Below are 16,269 nucleotides of genomic sequence, written 5' to 3'. Positions count from 1 at the left end.
CTTTGATTCCTTTAATTAAAGCGTTTGAATAAACTGACTTAATTCAAAAGGGGTGTGAAAGAAGTAGTCTGCAGGCCAATCTTTTTCAGTTGCTTCGGCTGGTAAATAACCATACATAGCGGCGGCTGTTTTCATTTTGGCATTAATGCCCGCCTCAATATCACGAGGGTGGTCACCAATATAAATACAATCAGATGCGGCTACACCACATTGATCGGCCGCTAAATACATAGGGGCTGGACTTGGTTTTCTTGTTGCAAGCGTGTCCCCGCATACGATAGATTTTGGCTTACTTTTAAATGAAAAGTTTTTCAATAACGCTTCGGTCAAATGTGTTGGCTTGTTTGTCACAATCCCCCAGGGAATATTTTTGGCTGCCAGCGCATCTAGGCCAGCTACCAGGCCTGGAAAGATTTGAGTGTGATGATTGATGTTCTCAAAATAATGTTTTAAAAAGATTTGTCTACGACTTTCTAGCTCTTCACCTTCAATACCAGGAAAAGCAAGTTGAGTCATGGCTAAACCACCTTTAGAAACGGTACTTCTAATATCCTGATAATTCAGTACAGGTTGATTGAACTCTTCACAAGTTAATTTAAGGGCGTGAGTAAAATCGTATGAGGTATCTAGCAGGGTGCCGTCTAAATCAAATAGAACGCATTTTATGGACATTGAGTTTCTCTATTTTTCTGAATTTATTGAATAGTTGGGTTTAGGTGCATTGAATTACAACGCTTTTTGATAGGCAAGCAAGTAGTTGACACTTACGTCTTTGTTTAATCCATAACGATTTAACAGAGGGTTGAATTCAATACCAGCGGAATCCCTTAAATATAAATCAGCATTACGAGCCATGGCATCCATCTCGGCAGGGGTGATGAATTTTTCATGGGTGTGCGTGCCTTTTGGCACCAAGTTTAAAACTTGTTCAGCGGCAAATATGGCCAGTAAATACGATTTATAATTTCGGTTTAAGGTTGAGAAAAACACCCAGCCACCAGGTTTTACGCATTTAGCAGCCGCTTGAATAATTGAAGCGGGGTCTGGAACGTGTTCAAGCATTTCCATGCAAGTAACCATATCGTGTTTTGTAGGGTTTTCTTCAGCATACTGTTCTGCGGCAATCAATTGATAATTCACTTTAACGCCGCTGTCTAAACCATGAAGTTTAGCAACCGTTAATACGTCTTTAGCTAAATCAATCCCTGTTACATCAGCGCCAGCTTTGGCAAGAGATTCTGATAGTATTCCGCCACCACAGCCAATATCAACAATGCTTTGACCTGCGATTGAATGGTGCTTTTCTATAAATTCCACACGGAATGGATTGATTTTATGTAAGGCAGCAAATTCACCTTCTAAATCCCACCAGGTATTGGATAAACGATTAAAGTTATTGAGTTCATTTTGATCTGCGTTACTTGTCATTGTTTCTTCTAATGCCATGCTGTTCTCTAAAGATTAAGGGTGGTTTTTGAGTTTTGAACACAAAATTATACGAGATTATGTAATTTTGATTGAGCTTAAATCTTAAATTGTCAAAAAAACAGACGAAAAACCGCTTATTTTTAATTTTAGTAGCCTTCACGGGATTTTCTTTAATTCTCGACAGGGGGTCGAGAATAATAATATTGTCGCCAGACGGGCTTTATTTGCTATATAATCAGGTTTTTTTATAGTTTTCACTTAATAGATGGATATTAAATGTCAGAGTTTGCACGCGAAATTATTCCTATTGCTCTAGAAGATGAGATGGAGCAGTCCTATTTAAGTTATGCCATGAGCGTAATTGTTGGGCGAGCACTTCCAGATGTAAGAGATGGTTTGAAACCTGTTCATCGTCGTGTTTTATATGCGATGAATGAGCTTAGTAATGACTTTAATAAGCCTTACAAGAAATCGGCACGTATTGTCGGTGACGTAATCGGTAAATATCACCCTCATGGTGATACGGCTGTATATGACACGATTGTACGTATGGCACAGCCTTTCTCATTACGTTATATGCTGGTTGATGGTCAAGGTAACTTCGGTTCGGTAGATGGTGATTCGCCTGCGGCGATGCGTTATACAGAAATACGTATGTCAAAGATTGCGCATCAGCTGTTAGCGGATCTTGAGAAAGAGACGGTTAATTTCTCTGAAAACTATGATGGTTCTGAATCTGAACCGAACGTATTACCTACTCGTATTCCAAACCTATTAGTGAATGGTTCTTCTGGTATCGCGGTGGGTATGGCGACCAATATTCCGCCACACAACATTACTGAAACCGTGAATGCGTGTTTGGCTTACATTGAAAACCCTGAAATTGATGTTGCAGGTCTAATGGAGCATATCCCAGGCCCAGACTTCCCAACCCACGGATTAATCAATGGTACCTCTGGGATTCGCGAAGCCTATGAAACAGGGCGTGGTCGAGTAAAAATTCGTTCTAAAACAGCCGTTGAAACGGATAAGTCAGGTAAATCACAAATTATTGTGAATGAACTTCCTTACCAAGTGAATAAAGCTAAATTGATTGAGCGTATTGCTGAATTGGTTAAAGAGAAAAAGATTGAAGGCATTACTGGCTTAAGAGATGAGTCCGATAAAGATGGTATGCGAATCGTTATCGAACTTCGTCGTGGTGAAGTACCTGAAGTCGTGATTAACAACCTATTTAAACAAACATCAATGCAAACGGTGTTTGGCGTGAATATGGTGGCACTGATTGATGGTCAGCCAAAACTACTTAACTTAAAACAAGTGGTAGAAGCGTTTGTTAAACATCGTCGTGAAGTGGTTACTCGTCGTACCATTTTTGATTTGCGTAAAGCACGTGAAAAAGCGCATATCTTAGAAGGCTTGGCGGTTGCGCTGAATAATATTGATGAGATGATCGAGCTTATCAAGGCGTCTCCAAGCCCTGCTGTGGCTAAAGAACGCATGCTTGAAAAAGCGTGGGCTATTGGTGCAGTGGTTGATCTGCTTGAAAATGTTGAGATGAAAGACGTTCGCCCTGAAGACCTACCAGAAGGGTTTGGTGCAGACGGCGCAACCTATAAATTATCACCGACTCAAGCTCAAGCAATTTTAGAGATGCGTCTACACCGTTTAACGGGTTTAGAACAAGATAAAATCATTGAAGAGTACAAAGGCTTAATTCTTAAAATAGCCGAGTTCTTAGAGATTTTAAGAAATCCAGACCGCTTAACTGAGGTGGTAAAAGAAGAGTTACTAGAAGTTATTGAAAATTTTGGTGATGCACGTAGAACAGAAATTGACTACAGCTACCAAGACCTTGATGCAGAAGATTTAATTGCGGTTGAAGATCGTATTGTGACGCTGTCTCAAGATGGCTATATTAAAACTCAACCATTGAGTGATTACCGTGCACAAAAACGTGGTGGGCGTGGTAAGTCGGCAACGGCTATGAAAGAAGAAGATGAAGTTGGTCAATTGTTTGTGGCGAGTACCCATGACATGCTGCTTTGCTTCTCAAACAAAGGTAAACTTTACTGGCAAAAAACATGGCAGTTACCTTTAGCGAGCCGTGGTAGCCGTGGTAAACCAATTGTGAATGTTTTGCCGCTTGAAGAAAATGAAGTTATTACTTCTGTTCTACCAGTAAACGAATTTGATGAACGTGTGGTCTTTATGGCCACTCGTAACTCAATTGTTAAGCGTGTTGCTCTTAAAGACTTCTCTCGCCCACGTGCCAACGGTATTATTGCGGTTGACTTATTAGATGATGATGAATTAGTTGGAACAGCTCTTACGGATGGTGAACAAGAGATTATGTTGTTCAGTGATATCGGTAAAGCGATTCGCTTTAAAGAGAGTGATGTGCGTGTTATGGGACGTACGGCACGCGGTGTAAGAGGTATGAAACTGGTGGATGCTAAGGTGATTAGCATGCAAGTCGCTAAACCTGATGCATTAATCTTAACGGCAACGGAGCATGGTTTTGGTAAATGTACACCAGTTGAAGACTACTCAACTATTAATCGTGGTGGTCAAGGTGTTATCTCTATTAAAACAACTGATCGTAATGGTCCTGTGGTTTCAGCGGTGTCGGTTTCGCCAGAGCAAGAAATTGTGCTTATCACCAATAAAGCCACTTTAGTTAGAACACGTGTATCTGAAATCTCGGTGGTAGGTCGTAATACTCAAGGTGTTAAACTTATCAATGTTGGTAAGGGAGAGCAGGTTGTTGGCCTAGCCGTAGTTGATATCGAAGATGATATTGATGAAGAGATGGAAGTTGAAATGGATGGCGTCATTGAGGGTGAAGTAGTAGCAACCACTCAAACTGAAGAAGGCAACGTAGCTGATCCAGAAAATGAACAATCTGCTGATAAAAATTCAGCTGAATAAATAATCAATGAAACCATAAAGAGCTTAATATCCTTGGGTATTGAGTTCTTTTTGCGTTATAGGTCTGGTAAGTAACAGTATGATATTTATAAAGATATTTATAAACTTACCAGGCCTGGTATATTTGAGGAAATAAAATGTCAAGAGCATTTAATTTTAGTGCGGGCCCCGCAATGTTACCTGAAGCGGTAATGCGCAAAGCGGCCGCTGAGTTTTTAGATTGGCAATCTACGGGTATGTCAGTCATGGAAATGAGTCATCGCAGTAAAGAGTACATGGAAGTTGCGCACAAGATGGAAGCGAATTTACGCGATGTCATGCAAATTCCAGATAACTATAAAGTGATTTTTACGCACGGTGGCGCTTCGTTACAGTTTGCGGCGATTCCAATGAATTTAGCTGAACAAAACGACACGGTTGATTACTTAAATACGGGTGTTTGGTCAACCAAAGCGATTAAAGAAGCCAGTCGTTACGCGAATGTAAATGTAGTGGCGGGTGGGCAAGAAGATAACCCTACGGAAGTACCAGCACAGAGTGAGTGGAAGTTTTCTGCAGATGCTAAGTATATTCATATTTGTGTTAATGAAACGATCACTGGTTTAGAACTAAAAGATGAGCATTTAGAAACGATTTTTGCTCAAGGCAAACCTGTTATTGCGGACATGTCATCGAATATCATGTGTCGTGAAATTGATGTAAGTAAATACGCCATGATTTACGCGGGTGCTCAAAAGAATATTGGGCCAGCTGGTTTAGCCATTGTGATTGTGCGTGAAGATTTATTAGGTAATGCACGTAGTGATACCCCAACCCTAATGAACTGGGATGTGTATGCTAATAATGAGTCTATGTTTAATACACCCGCAACCTATGCTTGGTACTTAGCAGGCCTGGTATTTGAGTGGCTTAAAGACATTGGCGGTGTACACGCAATCTCTCAAATCAATGAACGTAAAGCGCAAAAACTGTATGACTACATTGATGCCTCAAGCTTTTATTCAAATAACATCAAAGTTTCTGAGCGCTCTTGGATGAATGTAACCTTCAACTTAAGTAATGCTGAATTTGATTCTGCTTTTTTAGAGCAGTCAAAAGCAGCAGGCCTGTTAAGTTTAAAAGGGCATAAAGCATTTGGCGGTATGCGAGCAAGTATCTATAATGCTATGCCAGAAGAGGGTATTGATGCCTTGATTGATTTTATGAAACGATTTGCAGCTGAAAACGCATAGCTTAAGATAGACACCTTAAAATCCAGAGAAATTTAAATTTACAGCAGGCTTTTTAATGACAACGGAACAGGCACAATTAACCGAAATTCGTAACCAGATTGATGCGATTGATGCACAAATTCAAGAGCTCATTGGCCAACGAGCTGCGTGTGCTCAAAAAGTGGCGGACATTAAAACCCAGGGTGGAAATGTTAATGCAGTGTTTTACCGACCAGAGCGTGAAGCACAGGTATTACGTGCGGTAAAAGAGCGTAATACTAGCTTATTGCCTGATGTTGAGATGGCTAAACTGTTTAGAGAAATTATGTCGGCCTGTTTGGCATTAGAACAGCCTGTTTCTGTGGCTTATCTTGGGCCAGAAGGCAGTTATTCTCATGCAAGTGTGGTTAAACAATTTGGTTCTTCTGCTCATGCGGTTGCGGTTTCTACCATTGAAGATGTTTTTACAGCCGTTGAAAAAGGTGAAGCTAATTACGGTATTGTGCCAGTAGAAAATTCATCAGAAGGTGTGGTTAAGTCAACCCAAAATGAGTTAATGAAAACCAAACTTCAAATTTCTGGTGAGGTCGATTTACCGATTCATCACTGTTTAATGTCCAAAGCGCAATCGCATGAGTCGATTAAAAAAGTGGTGGCACATCAACAAGCCTTGGGGCAGTGTGAGCAGTGGTTAAAAAACAACCTACCTTGGGCAGAGATTGAAGCGGTAGACTCAAACGCCTTAGCGGCAAAAATGGCACAGAGTGATTCGTCTTTAGCCGCGATTGCTTCTGACCAAGCTGCTCAGCTTTATCAGTTAAATATTTTAGAATCGAATATTGAAGACTTTAAAGATAACACCACCAAGTTTTGGGTGATTGGCAAAGAATCAACTCAGCCAAGCGGTGAAGATAAAACGGCGTTAATTTTGTCGATTCATAATAAAGCTGGGGCTTTATTGGATGTTTTAAGTTGTTTTAGTAAACGCAATATTAATATGACCCGCATTATCTCTCGTCCATCAACCGATAAAAAATGGGACTATATTTTCTTTATTGATGTATTAGGACACAAAGAGGATGACAATGTAAAAAGTGCTTTAGCGGAAGTTGAGCAAAATGCCGCTTTTTACAAGTTACTTGGGTCATTTCCCGTTTCTCCTCTTTAGTTTCTCTATCTGAATATCTTTTACCTCTTTAATTAGGTTTATATATGACAACACATTCCACGTCTTTTTGTGATCAGGTTCAACCACAGGTTTTAGGAATTCACCCTTATATTCCTGGTAAACCAGTGAGTGAACTACAAAGAGAGCTAGGCTTAGACTCTATAACTAAGCTAGCGTCAAATGAAAACCCTTTAGGGTGCAGTGAACACGCTCTTAAGGCGATTGAAAATGAGCTACAAAACATTGCTCGTTATCCAGATGGTAGTGCTTATGATTTAAAAGCCCGTTTAGCTGAATTTTTAAAGGTGCAAAAAGAACAAATTGCTGTGGGTAACGGTTCAAATGAATTGCTGGAATTGGTTGCACGCGTTTTTGCTGGGCCTGGTGATGAGATTATCTATTCACAATACGCATTTGCGGTTTACCCAATCTCTGCTCAGGTGGTGGGTGCAACTGGGGTTGAAGTGCCCGCAAAAAATTGGGGGCATGATTTAACAGCCATGTTAGCGGCGATTACTGATAAAACTAAAATTATCTATATTGCTAACCCAAACAATCCAACAGGCACATTTTTTACTCGTACAGAGTGGCAGGACTTTATTAGCCAAGTTCCCCAAAAAGTGATTGTGGTGTTAGATGAAGCTTATGTTGAGTATGCACAATCTTTTATGGATGAAAATGAATATTTTGATGGTATTGATTATTTAAAAATGTACCCAAACCTATTGATTTCACGTACTTTTTCAAAAGCCTATGGTTTAGCTTCATTACGTTTAGGTTATATGGTGGGGAATGTAGAAACCATTCAATATATCAACCAGGTACGCGAACCTTTTAATGTGAATCAGTTTGCGCAAGTGGCTGCCATTGCTGCTTTACAAGACCAAGAATTTGTTGCAGAAGCAGTTAAGGTCAATCAGCAGGGAATGCGTCAAATTATTGATGCGCTTGATGAATTAGAAATAAAACACATACCGTCAGTTGGAAATTTTGTGTGTATCGACTTAGGTGAAGACGCTTTGCACTATAACCAAAGCTTACTTGAACAAGGTGTAATTGTAAGACCAGTCGCCAATTACGGAATTATGCAGTATTTAAGAGTATCAATTGGCACACAGATTGAAAATGCTCATTTCATAGACGCTTTAAAAACTGTTCTAGCTGACCAATCATAAGTAGATATAAATTGAAAACATTAAAGAAAATAACCATTGTTGGCGTAGGTTTAATAGGCGGTTCCTTTGCAAAGGGATTGAAAAAGGCAGGCCTGGTAGACGAGGTTATGGGCTTTGGTCAGAATCCGCAAAACTTACAAACAGCGATTGAACTAGGTGTTATTGACTCTTTTTCTTTGGATATGGCTGAAGCCGTAGAAAACAGTGATTTAGTGTTTCTGGCTGTCCCGTTGGGTGCAATGAAAAGTTCACTTGAATTAATGAAGCCGTACTTGTCTGAACACACCATTATTACTGATGGTGGCAGCGCCAAAAGCAGTGTGATCTTATCCGCTTTAGAAGTGTTTGGTGAATTACCTGTTAACTTTGTGCCTGGTCACCCTATTGCGGGTAAAGAAAAAAGTGGTGTAACCGCGGCTGATGAAGATTTATACATAGATCATCGTGTGATTTTAACGCCAAACCAAAACACCGCTAAAGCGTCTGTGGAAACCGTGCAGGCTTTATGGCAAGCTTTAGGGGCTAAAGTTGAAGTTATGAGTGCTCAACAGCACGATGAAATATTTGCAGCAACCAGCCACCTGCCGCATCTTCTGGCTTTTTCTCTCGTAGATATGTTGAACGAGCATGAAGAGTTGGGTGATGTGTTTCAATACACCGCGGGTGGTTTTAGAGACTTTACCCGTATTGCATCGAGTGATGCAGTGATGTGGCGAGATATTGCAATATACAACTCAGAAGCCATTGTAAAATGGCTTAAAAATTATGGTGTTGCCATTGAGCAATTAACCAAGCTTGTAGAAGCTAAAGATGCTAATGCCCTTTATCAATTGTTTGATGAAGCAAAAAGAGCGCGTGATAAACACATCGTAAATAAAAGCTAATGATACAGTCATTACGCTTAAAATAAATCCAATTCAAATTAAACGCTAAAAGATACTAAATACTATGGCAAACGTAAAATTCAAAGTTCAACCTGGTGGCACTATTAAAGGTCGTGTACGTGTTCCTGGCGATAAATCCATCTCTCACAGAAGTATAATGCTAGGTGCATTAGCGGAAGGAACAACCACTGTTACAGGGTTTCTAGAAGGTGATGATGCATTGGCTACATTACAAGCATTCCGCGAAATGGGTGTAAAAATTGAAGGGCCGAATGACGGAAATGTGACCATTCACGGGGTTGGCTTGCGAGGTCTTAAAAAACCAAATAAACCACTTGATATGGGAAACTCAGGAACGTCTACACGTTTGTTGGCTGGGATTTTAGCTGGGCAAGATTTTGATTGCGAACTGATTGGTGACGCCTCCTTATCTAAACGTCCAATGAAACGAGTGACAGACCCTTTAAGAGAGATGGGTGCTGAACTAGAAACAGCAGAAGGTGGAACCTTACCAATGATTATTCGAGGTAAAGGCCAAGCTTTAAAAGCAATTGACTACACTTTACCAATGGCGAGTGCTCAGGTTAAGTCGTGTGTTTTATTAGCGGGATTATTTGCAGATGGTCAAACCTGTGCATTAGAACCAGCACCCACTCGTGACCACACAGAACGCATGTTAAATGGTTTTGGTTATAAAGTAGAATCCACTAAAATTGATGCACAGCAAATGAAAGCCTGCTTGCAAGGTGGCGGTAAATTAACTGCTCGTCATATTGATGTGCCATCGGATATCTCTTCGGCTGCATTTTTTATGGCCGCAGCAGCAGTTTCTAAAGATTCTGATTTGGTGATTGAGCACGTTGGTATGAATCCAACTCGTGTTGGTGTTGTTGATATTCTTAAGTTGATGGGTGCCAATATTACGCTAGAAAACCACCATGAAGTAGGTGGTGAGCCTGTAGCGGATATACATATTCAATACGCACCATTAAAAGGTATTGAGATTCCAGAAGAGTTAGTTGCTTTGGCTATTGATGAGTTTCCAGTATTGTTTGTGGTTGCCTCAACGGCTCAAGGGCAAACGGTATTAACTGGTGCAGAAGAACTTCGTGTTAAAGAATCTGACCGTATTCAAGTTATGGCTGATGCACTTGTAGCGGTGGGTATTGATGCTTTACCAACGCCTGATGGAATGATTATTAACGGTGGTGTGCAGTCTGTTCAAAGTGCTGAAATTCAAAGCCATCACGATCACCGTATTTCTATGGCGATGACTATCGCTGGCATTAATGCTGTCTCAGAAATTGTGATTGATGATTGTGCAAACGTAAATACTTCTTTTCCAACATTTCTTTCATTAATTAATGAAGTGGGAATGTCTGTTACAGCAGCTGAGGAAGCTTAAATGCAAAATACTCCCGTAATTACAATTGATGGCCCAAGTGGCGTAGGAAAGGGTACGTTAGCTCAATATCTCACTTGCAAAACAGGGTTTCACTTATTAGATAGTGGCGCTATTTATCGCGCTTTAGCTTACGGTGCTGTAAAAAATGGCTTAGCTTTAGATGATTTACCAGGCCTGGTAACACTGGCAGAAAAACTGCCCGTTGAATTTAAAGCCACTAGTATTCTCTATGAAGGCGTAGATGTTACCTCAAAAGTAAGAACAGAAGAGGTTGCGGGTGTGGCCTCTACAGTTGCGGTAATTCCTGAAGTTAGGGCTGCTTTATTACAGCGCCAAAAAGATTTTGCACAAGCACCAGGTTTAATTGCCGATGGTCGAGATATGGGAACAGTCGTCTTTCCAGAGTCACCTGTAAAGCTGTATTTAACCGCATCTGCAGAAGTACGGGCAGAAAGGCGTGTTAAACAGTTGAAAAATCAAGGAGTTGATGCTAATATTACTCAGATAACTCAAGACATCAAAGAAAGGGATGAGCGAGATACTGGTCGAAAGACGGCTCCACTCAAACCAGCGGATGACGCTATTGTGATTGATACTTCGGATTTAGATATCCAAGAAGTATGTAAAAAAGCAGAGTCTTTGTTGTGGGATAAAGGAATTATGAAGTAGTTCTCTAATCTTAAAAAGTTATAAAATTAATTTTAACTAATTGATTTTAAAAATTATTTTAGATCCCTGGTCTTTTTTAAAGGCTGGGGATTTGTATTTTTAGCTGGCAACTGGGGCGCTGGCAATTATTAACTGACCCGTTTTTTTATTTATATCCCATTTGCGATAAATAAACGGTATGAAAATATTGGTAATACTATCCATGAGTGAATTATCTTTCGCTGAATTATTTGAAGAATCATTTCAAGAAAAATTTAACACAGGCTCTTTAATCATCGGTACCGTTGTAGGTATTGATAAAGAAACTGTACTTGTAGACGCAGGCATGAAGTCTGAATCTGCTGTTCCAAAGTCACAATTTTTAGACGCAAACGGTCAATTAGAAGTTGCTGTTGGTGATGAAGTAGAAGTTTACCTAGAAACCTTAGAAGATGGTTTGGGTGAAACTCGTTTATCACGTGAGAAAGCGAAGCGTGCTAAGACTTGGGACCGCCTAGAAACCGCTATGGAAGAAGGTGAAGTTGTTATCGGTCTTGTTACTGGTAAAGTTAAAGGTGGTTTAACTGTTGACGTTGAAGGCGTTCGTGGTTTCCTACCTGGTTCACTTGTGGATATCCGTCCAATTCGCGACTTTGGTTTCCTAGAAGGGAAAGAAGTAGAAATGAAACTTGTTAAGCTTGATCGTAAGCGTAACAACGTGGTTGTTTCTCGTCGTGCCGTTATTGAACAAGAAAGCTCAGCTGAGCGTGAAGCGATTCTTGCTAACATGGAAGAAGGTGCATCACTTAAAGGTATCGTTAAAAACCTTACTGACTACGGTGCATTTATTGACCTTGGTGGTGTTGACGGTCTTCTACACATCACTGACATGGCTTGGCGTCGTGTTAATCACCCATCTGAAATCGTACAAGTTGGTGATGAGATTGATGTTAAAGTTCTTAAGTTTGACAAAGAACGTAACCGTGTATCTCTTGGTCTTAAGCAGCTTGAAGAAGATCCTTGGGCAGATATGGTTTCTCGTTACCCAATGGGTGCAGAAGTGGCTGGTAAAGTTGCAAACATCACTGATTACGGTGCATTCATCGAAATCGAAGATGGTATTGAAGGTCTAGTTCACACGTCTGAACTTGATTGGACTAACCGTAACATCCACCCATCTAAAGTGGTTCACTTAGGTCAAGAAGTTCGCGTTAAGATTCTTGATGTTGATCAAGAGCGTCGTCGTATCTCTCTATCGATCAAACAGTGTACTGTTAACCCTTGGGAAGGATTCTCAGCAACTCATGCTAAGAATGACAAAATCTCTGGTAGCATCAAGTCAATTACAGACTTTGGTATCTTCATCGGTTTAGATGGTGGTATTGATGGTCTTGTACACCTAACTGATATCTCTTGGAATCAGCCTGGTGAAGAAGCGATTCGTGACTTCAAAAAAGGTGATGAGCTAGAAACAGTTATTCTTTCAATCGATCCAGATCGTGAGCGTATCTCTTTAGGTCTTAAGCAGTTAGAGCAAGACCCATTCGGTCAATTTGTTGCTGACAATGGTAAAGGTTCTATTGTTGAAGGTGTTGTTAAATCTGTTGATGAAAAAGGTGCGGTTATTGATGTTGCTCCTGAAGTTGAAGGTTATTTACGTGCATCTGAATTATTAGAAGATACTCGTGATGCTTCAAGTGTTCTTAAAGAAGGTGATAAAGTGTCTGCGAAGATTACGAACATCGACCGTAAGAATCGCTCTTTATCTCTTTCTGTTAAAGCTAAAGAAGCAGCAGAAGAAGCTGAAGCAATCAAAGGGTATTCAGAACAACAAGTTGTTGCTGGTACGACTTTAGGTGACCTTTTTAAAGATAAAATGTAATCTTTGATTACAGGCAATCTTTATAAGAGGGTGGCTTGCTTGTTACCCAACTAGCAGGCTACACCTTGGTCTCTAATACAAAATGGATATTTTGTATTAGTTTATTGAAACTCTCTGATGAGAGATAAATAAGAGCAATATCAAATGACCAAGTCTGAACTTATCGAACTCATTGCAAGAAAACAAACTCAATTTGCCCAAAAGGACGTTGAGATTGCAGTGAATCAAATTGTTGATTCTATGATTGATACATTATCACAAGGCGAACGTATTGAAATACGCGGCTTTGGTAGCTTTAGCTTACATCACAGAAAGGCAAGAGTCGGTCGTAACCCTAAAACTGGGGAAACGGTCAAGCTGGATGATAAACGTGTTCCACACTTTAAGCCTGGAAAAGCTTTAAGAGAACGTGTTGATGAATCCAAAGAGCATACCGATATTTTGCAATAATATTAAAAAGGGGTGATTTTTCACCCCTTTTTTTATTTTAGAAATCCTTACTTAGGTTCTAGAGTATTAGAAATATATAAAAAATTGCTAGTTGTGGCTGTAAATGCTGTTTATAGCTAACTATTGATAAGCTATCGAACAATAACCAGTGATTTTTCACTATTTTTATTTGCTTATAACCTCGTGTAAAGGCTTCTCATCTACTATAATCTCTATATCTTCTGATAGAGAGTTCTCACATGTTCAAATTGGTTTCTATCCTTATTACCTTAATATTTATCATTACAGGGGTAACTTTAGGTGTTCTTAATCCCACGTCGGTTGTACTGGATCTTTTTATCATAAAGCTTTCACTTCCTTTAAGCGTTATTATGGCGGTTCTTCTTATTTTTGGAATGGTTATTGGAGCCGTAATTATTTTTATGCAAGTCATCCGTTTGCGTTGGATTATTCGTAAAAAGAATAAAGAAAATCAAAAGCTTTCTAATCAAATTATTCAACTTAGAAAAACTAATGCACAAGTTAATGAGACTTTAAAAAAAGAGTCTAATGTATTGGTTTCAATAGAAAAATAGAGTTTAAAATGAATTCACAATTAACCACGATTCCTAAAGACCCTAAAGTACTGGTTGCTTTAGATTTTGCTAATGCAGAAGACGCATTAAATTTTGTTAAGAATTTTGACAGTAAGGCTTGTCGTTTAAAAGTGGGTAAAGAGCTTTTTGCGGTTGCTGGCCCTGAATTAGTTAAAAGCTTAGTTAAACAAGGGTTTGATGTTTTTTTAGACCTTAAATATCATGATATTCCTAATACCGTTGCAAAGGCAGTTCAAGCCGCTGCTCGAATGGGGGTTTGGATGGTCAATGTGCATGCATTAGGTGGTCGTAAAATGATGCAAGCAGCTAAACAAGCGATTGAAGAGTCTGAAAACAAGCCTTTACTGATTGCGGTTACGGTTTTAACGAGTATGGAGCAATCTGATCTTGAAGAGCTTGGTTTGCCAGGGACACCACGTGATAATGTTTTACGTTTTGCCAAATTGGCAAAAGATTCTGGTTTAGATGGTGTCGTTTGTTCTGCACAAGAAGCGGCTGATATTCGCTCAGAAATTGGTAATGACTTTTGTTTAGTCACACCAGGAATAAGACCTGCAGGCTCTGATGTTAACGACCAAAAACGTATTATGACGCCTGCTGAAGCGATGCAAGCTGGCTCTAGTTATTTGGTGGTAGGGCGCCCAATTACTCAATCAGATAATCCATTGCAAGTATTGGAACAAATCAATCAGAGTTTAGAGTCGCTTTAAACTAATTTACCAGGCCTGGTAAAGAGTAAATCATAATACCAGGCCTGGTAACTTCAAAAAAATCACTGTCTCAATCAATTTCTTTATAAAACAGTTATTTATCTATAATAATTTGTTTTGTTACTTAATATCGTTTATAATCCGCGTCTTTCAGGCCTGTTGCCTGAGAAATCCTTGTCTCACTGCAATATAAACCAATTATGATTTATGTGTCAGGAGACTGTTTTATCATCCATAAGGAGAAAAATGAATGCGTCATTATGAAGTCGTATTTCTAGTGCACCCTGATCAATCTGAACAGGTTCCTGCAATGCTAGAACGTTACCGTGCCCTTATCGAACAGTCTGGTGGTCAAATTCACCGTTTAGAAGACTGGGGTCGCCGTCAACTTGCTTACCTTATTAATAAGGTACACAAAGCTCACTACATCATGCTAAACATTGAATGTAATCAAGAAGCATTAGATGAACTTGAAAACGCTTTCTATTATAACGATGCTGTTTTACGTAGCATGGTTACTAAGCAAAAAGCTGCGATTACTGAACCTTCAGTAATGACAGCTAAGAAAGATGAAAGACACGACAAACGTCGTGATAACAAGGAGTAAGTGATGTCTAGAGGATTTGGTAGAAAAAAATTCTGTCGTTTTACTGCAGACGGCGTTACACAAATTGATTACAAAGACTTAGATACTTTAAAAGCATACATTACTGAAACAGGTAAAATTGTTCCTAGTCGTATTACTGGAACAAGCGCTAAGTATCAGCGTCAATTAGCAACTGCAATTAAACGTGCTCGTTATATTGCGTTACTGCCATATACTGATCAACACAAATAATTTTTGTTTGACGGTAAATAAGAAGTAACAGGGACACGATGCTAGCAATAGCCAATTATGCAATGAAAGGCCCTATGCAGGCCACAATTGCCGCTGTTCTGTTTTCAGCGTTGAGTGTCTTTTTAGCACCATTCGGTATTTTAGTTGGTGCGATTATCGCCTTGGTTACATTAAGAATTGATGTGACCGAAGGCTTTAAAACTCTTGCTTGGAGTGTGGTAAGTCATAGCGCTCTAACTTTAATGATTTCAGGAAGTTATTTTCCTGCCATCATTTCGGTTATCGAGTATATGCTTCCCGTTTGGTTAATGGCGGTTATCTTAAGACAAACCAATTCATTAGCTATAGCACTTCAGTTTGCAATGATTTTAGTTGGTTTAGGTGTGGTCTTGTTTTATTTGACAGTACCTAGTCCAGCAGAGTGGTGGTTAGCACTGTTTAATCAGTATGTTGCCCCAATGCTAGAAACGTCACAAATTAGTTATGACAAGGAATTAATTCCAAATCTTGCTGAAATGGTTACGATGTTGATGGCCGTGTTTATGATTATTTTATGGTTCTCCATTTTAGTCATTGCACGTTGGTGGCAGAGTGAGCTATACAACCCTGGTCAGTTTAAGAGCGATTTTTATCAGCTTTCTTTACCAAGAACAACGGCTTATATGGCGATTGTTCTTGCAGTAATAGGGTTGGTAAGTGGCGCACAACCAGGCCTGGTCTATGACCTCTCAGGCATTATCATTGCGGGTTTGATGTTTCAAGGCATCGCCATTGCACATCAAACCGTGGCAATTAAGCAGTTAAGTTCTGCTTGGTTAGTGGGGTTATATGTTTTGTTATTCTTGTTTCCGCAAGCGATGTTGATTTTAGCAACCATTGGTTTAGTTGACACTTGGGTCGATTTTAGAAACCGATGGGAAAATAAAGAACTATAGAGGTTTAA

At 39.6% G+C, this 16,269-nt stretch carries 16 protein-coding genes; 14 read left to right on the top strand and 2 right to left on the bottom strand.

Annotation, left to right across the window (positions count from 1 at the left end):
* Nucleotides 1–15 precede the first annotated feature (15 nt).
* Both A379_RS01135 and ubiG read right to left on the bottom strand, forming a co-directional pair.
* On the bottom strand, nt 16–672 hold the full coding sequence (locus A379_RS01135) for an HAD family hydrolase (RefSeq protein ID WP_081696297.1): 657 nt from the start codon (nt 670–672) through the stop codon (nt 16–18).
* A 54-nt stretch (nt 673–726) separates the two neighbouring features.
* Nucleotides 727–1,446: a bifunctional 2-polyprenyl-6-hydroxyphenol methylase/3-demethylubiquinol 3-O-methyltransferase UbiG gene (ubiG, locus tag A379_RS01130; protein WP_232744797.1), complete on the bottom strand. Its 720-nt coding sequence runs from the start codon at nt 1,444–1,446 to the stop codon at nt 727–729.
* A 258-nt stretch (nt 1,447–1,704) separates the two neighbouring features.
* Here ubiG and gyrA point away from each other — a divergent pair, with 258 nt between their 5' ends.
* From gyrA to A379_RS01060, 14 genes are all read left to right on the top strand, one after another.
* A complete protein-coding gene (gene gyrA / locus A379_RS01125; RefSeq protein WP_040725089.1) occupies nt 1,705–4,359 on the top strand; it encodes a DNA gyrase subunit A in 2,655 nt (884 codons plus the stop codon).
* 137 nt (nt 4,360–4,496) lie between these two features.
* Complete coding sequence (serC, locus tag A379_RS01120) at nt 4,497–5,591, top strand: 3-phosphoserine/phosphohydroxythreonine transaminase (RefSeq protein WP_040725087.1); 1,095 nt, start codon at nt 4,497–4,499, stop codon at nt 5,589–5,591.
* A 55-nt stretch (nt 5,592–5,646) separates the two neighbouring features.
* Nucleotides 5,647–6,738, top strand: a complete 1,092-nt coding sequence (gene pheA / locus A379_RS01115) for a prephenate dehydratase (RefSeq protein ID WP_040725085.1) — start codon at nt 5,647–5,649, stop codon at nt 6,736–6,738.
* Nucleotides 6,739–6,782: 44 nt separating this feature from the next.
* On the top strand, nt 6,783–7,913 hold the full coding sequence (gene hisC / locus A379_RS01110) for a histidinol-phosphate transaminase (protein WP_040725082.1): 1,131 nt from the start codon (nt 6,783–6,785) through the stop codon (nt 7,911–7,913).
* An 11-nt stretch (nt 7,914–7,924) separates the two neighbouring features.
* On the top strand, nt 7,925–8,797 hold the full coding sequence (locus A379_RS01105) for a prephenate dehydrogenase/arogenate dehydrogenase family protein (protein ID WP_040725078.1): 873 nt from the start codon (nt 7,925–7,927) through the stop codon (nt 8,795–8,797).
* Between the two features lie 64 nt (nt 8,798–8,861).
* The gene (gene aroA / locus A379_RS01100) at nt 8,862–10,202 is read left to right on the top strand and encodes a 3-phosphoshikimate 1-carboxyvinyltransferase (protein WP_040725076.1); all 1,341 of its coding nucleotides are present in this window, start codon (nt 8,862–8,864) and stop codon (nt 10,200–10,202) included.
* Complete coding sequence (gene cmk / locus A379_RS01095; RefSeq protein ID WP_040725073.1) at nt 10,203–10,871, top strand: (d)CMP kinase; 669 nt, start codon at nt 10,203–10,205, stop codon at nt 10,869–10,871. It abuts the gene before it with no gap.
* A 202-nt stretch (nt 10,872–11,073) separates the two neighbouring features.
* A complete protein-coding gene (rpsA, locus tag A379_RS01090; protein WP_040725071.1) occupies nt 11,074–12,732 on the top strand; it encodes a 30S ribosomal protein S1 in 1,659 nt (552 codons plus the stop codon).
* Nucleotides 12,733–12,876: 144 nt separating this feature from the next.
* Entirely contained in the window at nt 12,877–13,182 is a 306-nt protein-coding gene (locus A379_RS01085; RefSeq protein WP_040725068.1) for an integration host factor subunit beta, read from the top strand.
* A gap of 239 nt (nt 13,183–13,421) precedes the next feature.
* Complete coding sequence (locus A379_RS01080; RefSeq protein ID WP_040725066.1) at nt 13,422–13,757, top strand: LapA family protein; 336 nt, start codon at nt 13,422–13,424, stop codon at nt 13,755–13,757.
* Nucleotides 13,758–13,765: 8 nt separating this feature from the next.
* Nucleotides 13,766–14,488, top strand: a complete 723-nt coding sequence (gene pyrF / locus A379_RS01075) for an orotidine-5'-phosphate decarboxylase (protein WP_040725065.1) — start codon at nt 13,766–13,768, stop codon at nt 14,486–14,488.
* A 250-nt stretch (nt 14,489–14,738) separates the two neighbouring features.
* The gene (gene rpsF, locus A379_RS01070) at nt 14,739–15,095 is read left to right on the top strand and encodes a 30S ribosomal protein S6 (protein ID WP_040725064.1); all 357 of its coding nucleotides are present in this window, start codon (nt 14,739–14,741) and stop codon (nt 15,093–15,095) included.
* A gap of 3 nt (nt 15,096–15,098) precedes the next feature.
* Nucleotides 15,099–15,326, top strand: a complete 228-nt coding sequence (rpsR, locus tag A379_RS01065) for a 30S ribosomal protein S18 (protein WP_040725063.1) — start codon at nt 15,099–15,101, stop codon at nt 15,324–15,326.
* A gap of 38 nt (nt 15,327–15,364) precedes the next feature.
* Nucleotides 15,365–16,261, top strand: coding sequence for a hypothetical protein (locus tag A379_RS01060; RefSeq protein WP_040725061.1), 897 nt, complete (start codon nt 15,365–15,367; stop codon nt 16,259–16,261).
* Nucleotides 16,262–16,269: the final 8 nt, after the last annotated feature.

Origin of the sequence: Thiomicrorhabdus sp. Kp2 (assembly GCF_000478585.1) — a bacterium.
GTDB lineage: Bacteria > Pseudomonadota > Gammaproteobacteria > Thiomicrospirales > Thiomicrospiraceae > Thiomicrorhabdus.
The sequence above is the reverse complement of the archived record's forward strand: the minus strand, read 5'-3'. Positions and strand labels throughout refer to the sequence as shown.

Excerpts from the sequence above, each read along its gene's own strand:
- A379_RS01135 (WP_081696297.1), bottom strand. The coding sequence starts at position 672 with ATGTCCATAAAATGCGTTCTATTTGATTTAGACGGCACCCTGCTAGAT.
- ubiG (WP_232744797.1), bottom strand. The coding sequence starts at position 1,446 with ATGGCATTAGAAGAAACAATGACAAGTAACGCAGATCAAAATGAACTC.
- pyrF (WP_040725065.1), top strand. The coding sequence starts at position 13,766 with ATGAATTCACAATTAACCACGATTCCTAAAGACCCTAAAGTACTGGTT.
- cmk (WP_040725073.1), top strand. The coding sequence starts at position 10,203 with ATGCAAAATACTCCCGTAATTACAATTGATGGCCCAAGTGGCGTAGGA.
- rpsA (WP_040725071.1), top strand. The coding sequence starts at position 11,074 with ATGAGTGAATTATCTTTCGCTGAATTATTTGAAGAATCATTTCAAGAA.
- rpsR (WP_040725063.1), top strand. The coding sequence starts at position 15,099 with ATGTCTAGAGGATTTGGTAGAAAAAAATTCTGTCGTTTTACTGCAGAC.
- A379_RS01060 (WP_040725061.1), top strand. The coding sequence starts at position 15,365 with ATGCTAGCAATAGCCAATTATGCAATGAAAGGCCCTATGCAGGCCACA.
- hisC (WP_040725082.1), top strand. The coding sequence starts at position 6,783 with ATGACAACACATTCCACGTCTTTTTGTGATCAGGTTCAACCACAGGTT.
- serC (WP_040725087.1), top strand. The coding sequence starts at position 4,497 with ATGTCAAGAGCATTTAATTTTAGTGCGGGCCCCGCAATGTTACCTGAA.
- pheA (WP_040725085.1), top strand. The coding sequence starts at position 5,647 with ATGACAACGGAACAGGCACAATTAACCGAAATTCGTAACCAGATTGAT.
- aroA (WP_040725076.1), top strand. The coding sequence starts at position 8,862 with ATGGCAAACGTAAAATTCAAAGTTCAACCTGGTGGCACTATTAAAGGT.
- gyrA (WP_040725089.1), top strand. The coding sequence starts at position 1,705 with ATGTCAGAGTTTGCACGCGAAATTATTCCTATTGCTCTAGAAGATGAG.
- rpsF (WP_040725064.1), top strand. The coding sequence starts at position 14,739 with ATGCGTCATTATGAAGTCGTATTTCTAGTGCACCCTGATCAATCTGAA.
- A379_RS01080 (WP_040725066.1), top strand. The coding sequence starts at position 13,422 with ATGTTCAAATTGGTTTCTATCCTTATTACCTTAATATTTATCATTACA.
- A379_RS01085 (WP_040725068.1), top strand. The coding sequence starts at position 12,877 with ATGACCAAGTCTGAACTTATCGAACTCATTGCAAGAAAACAAACTCAA.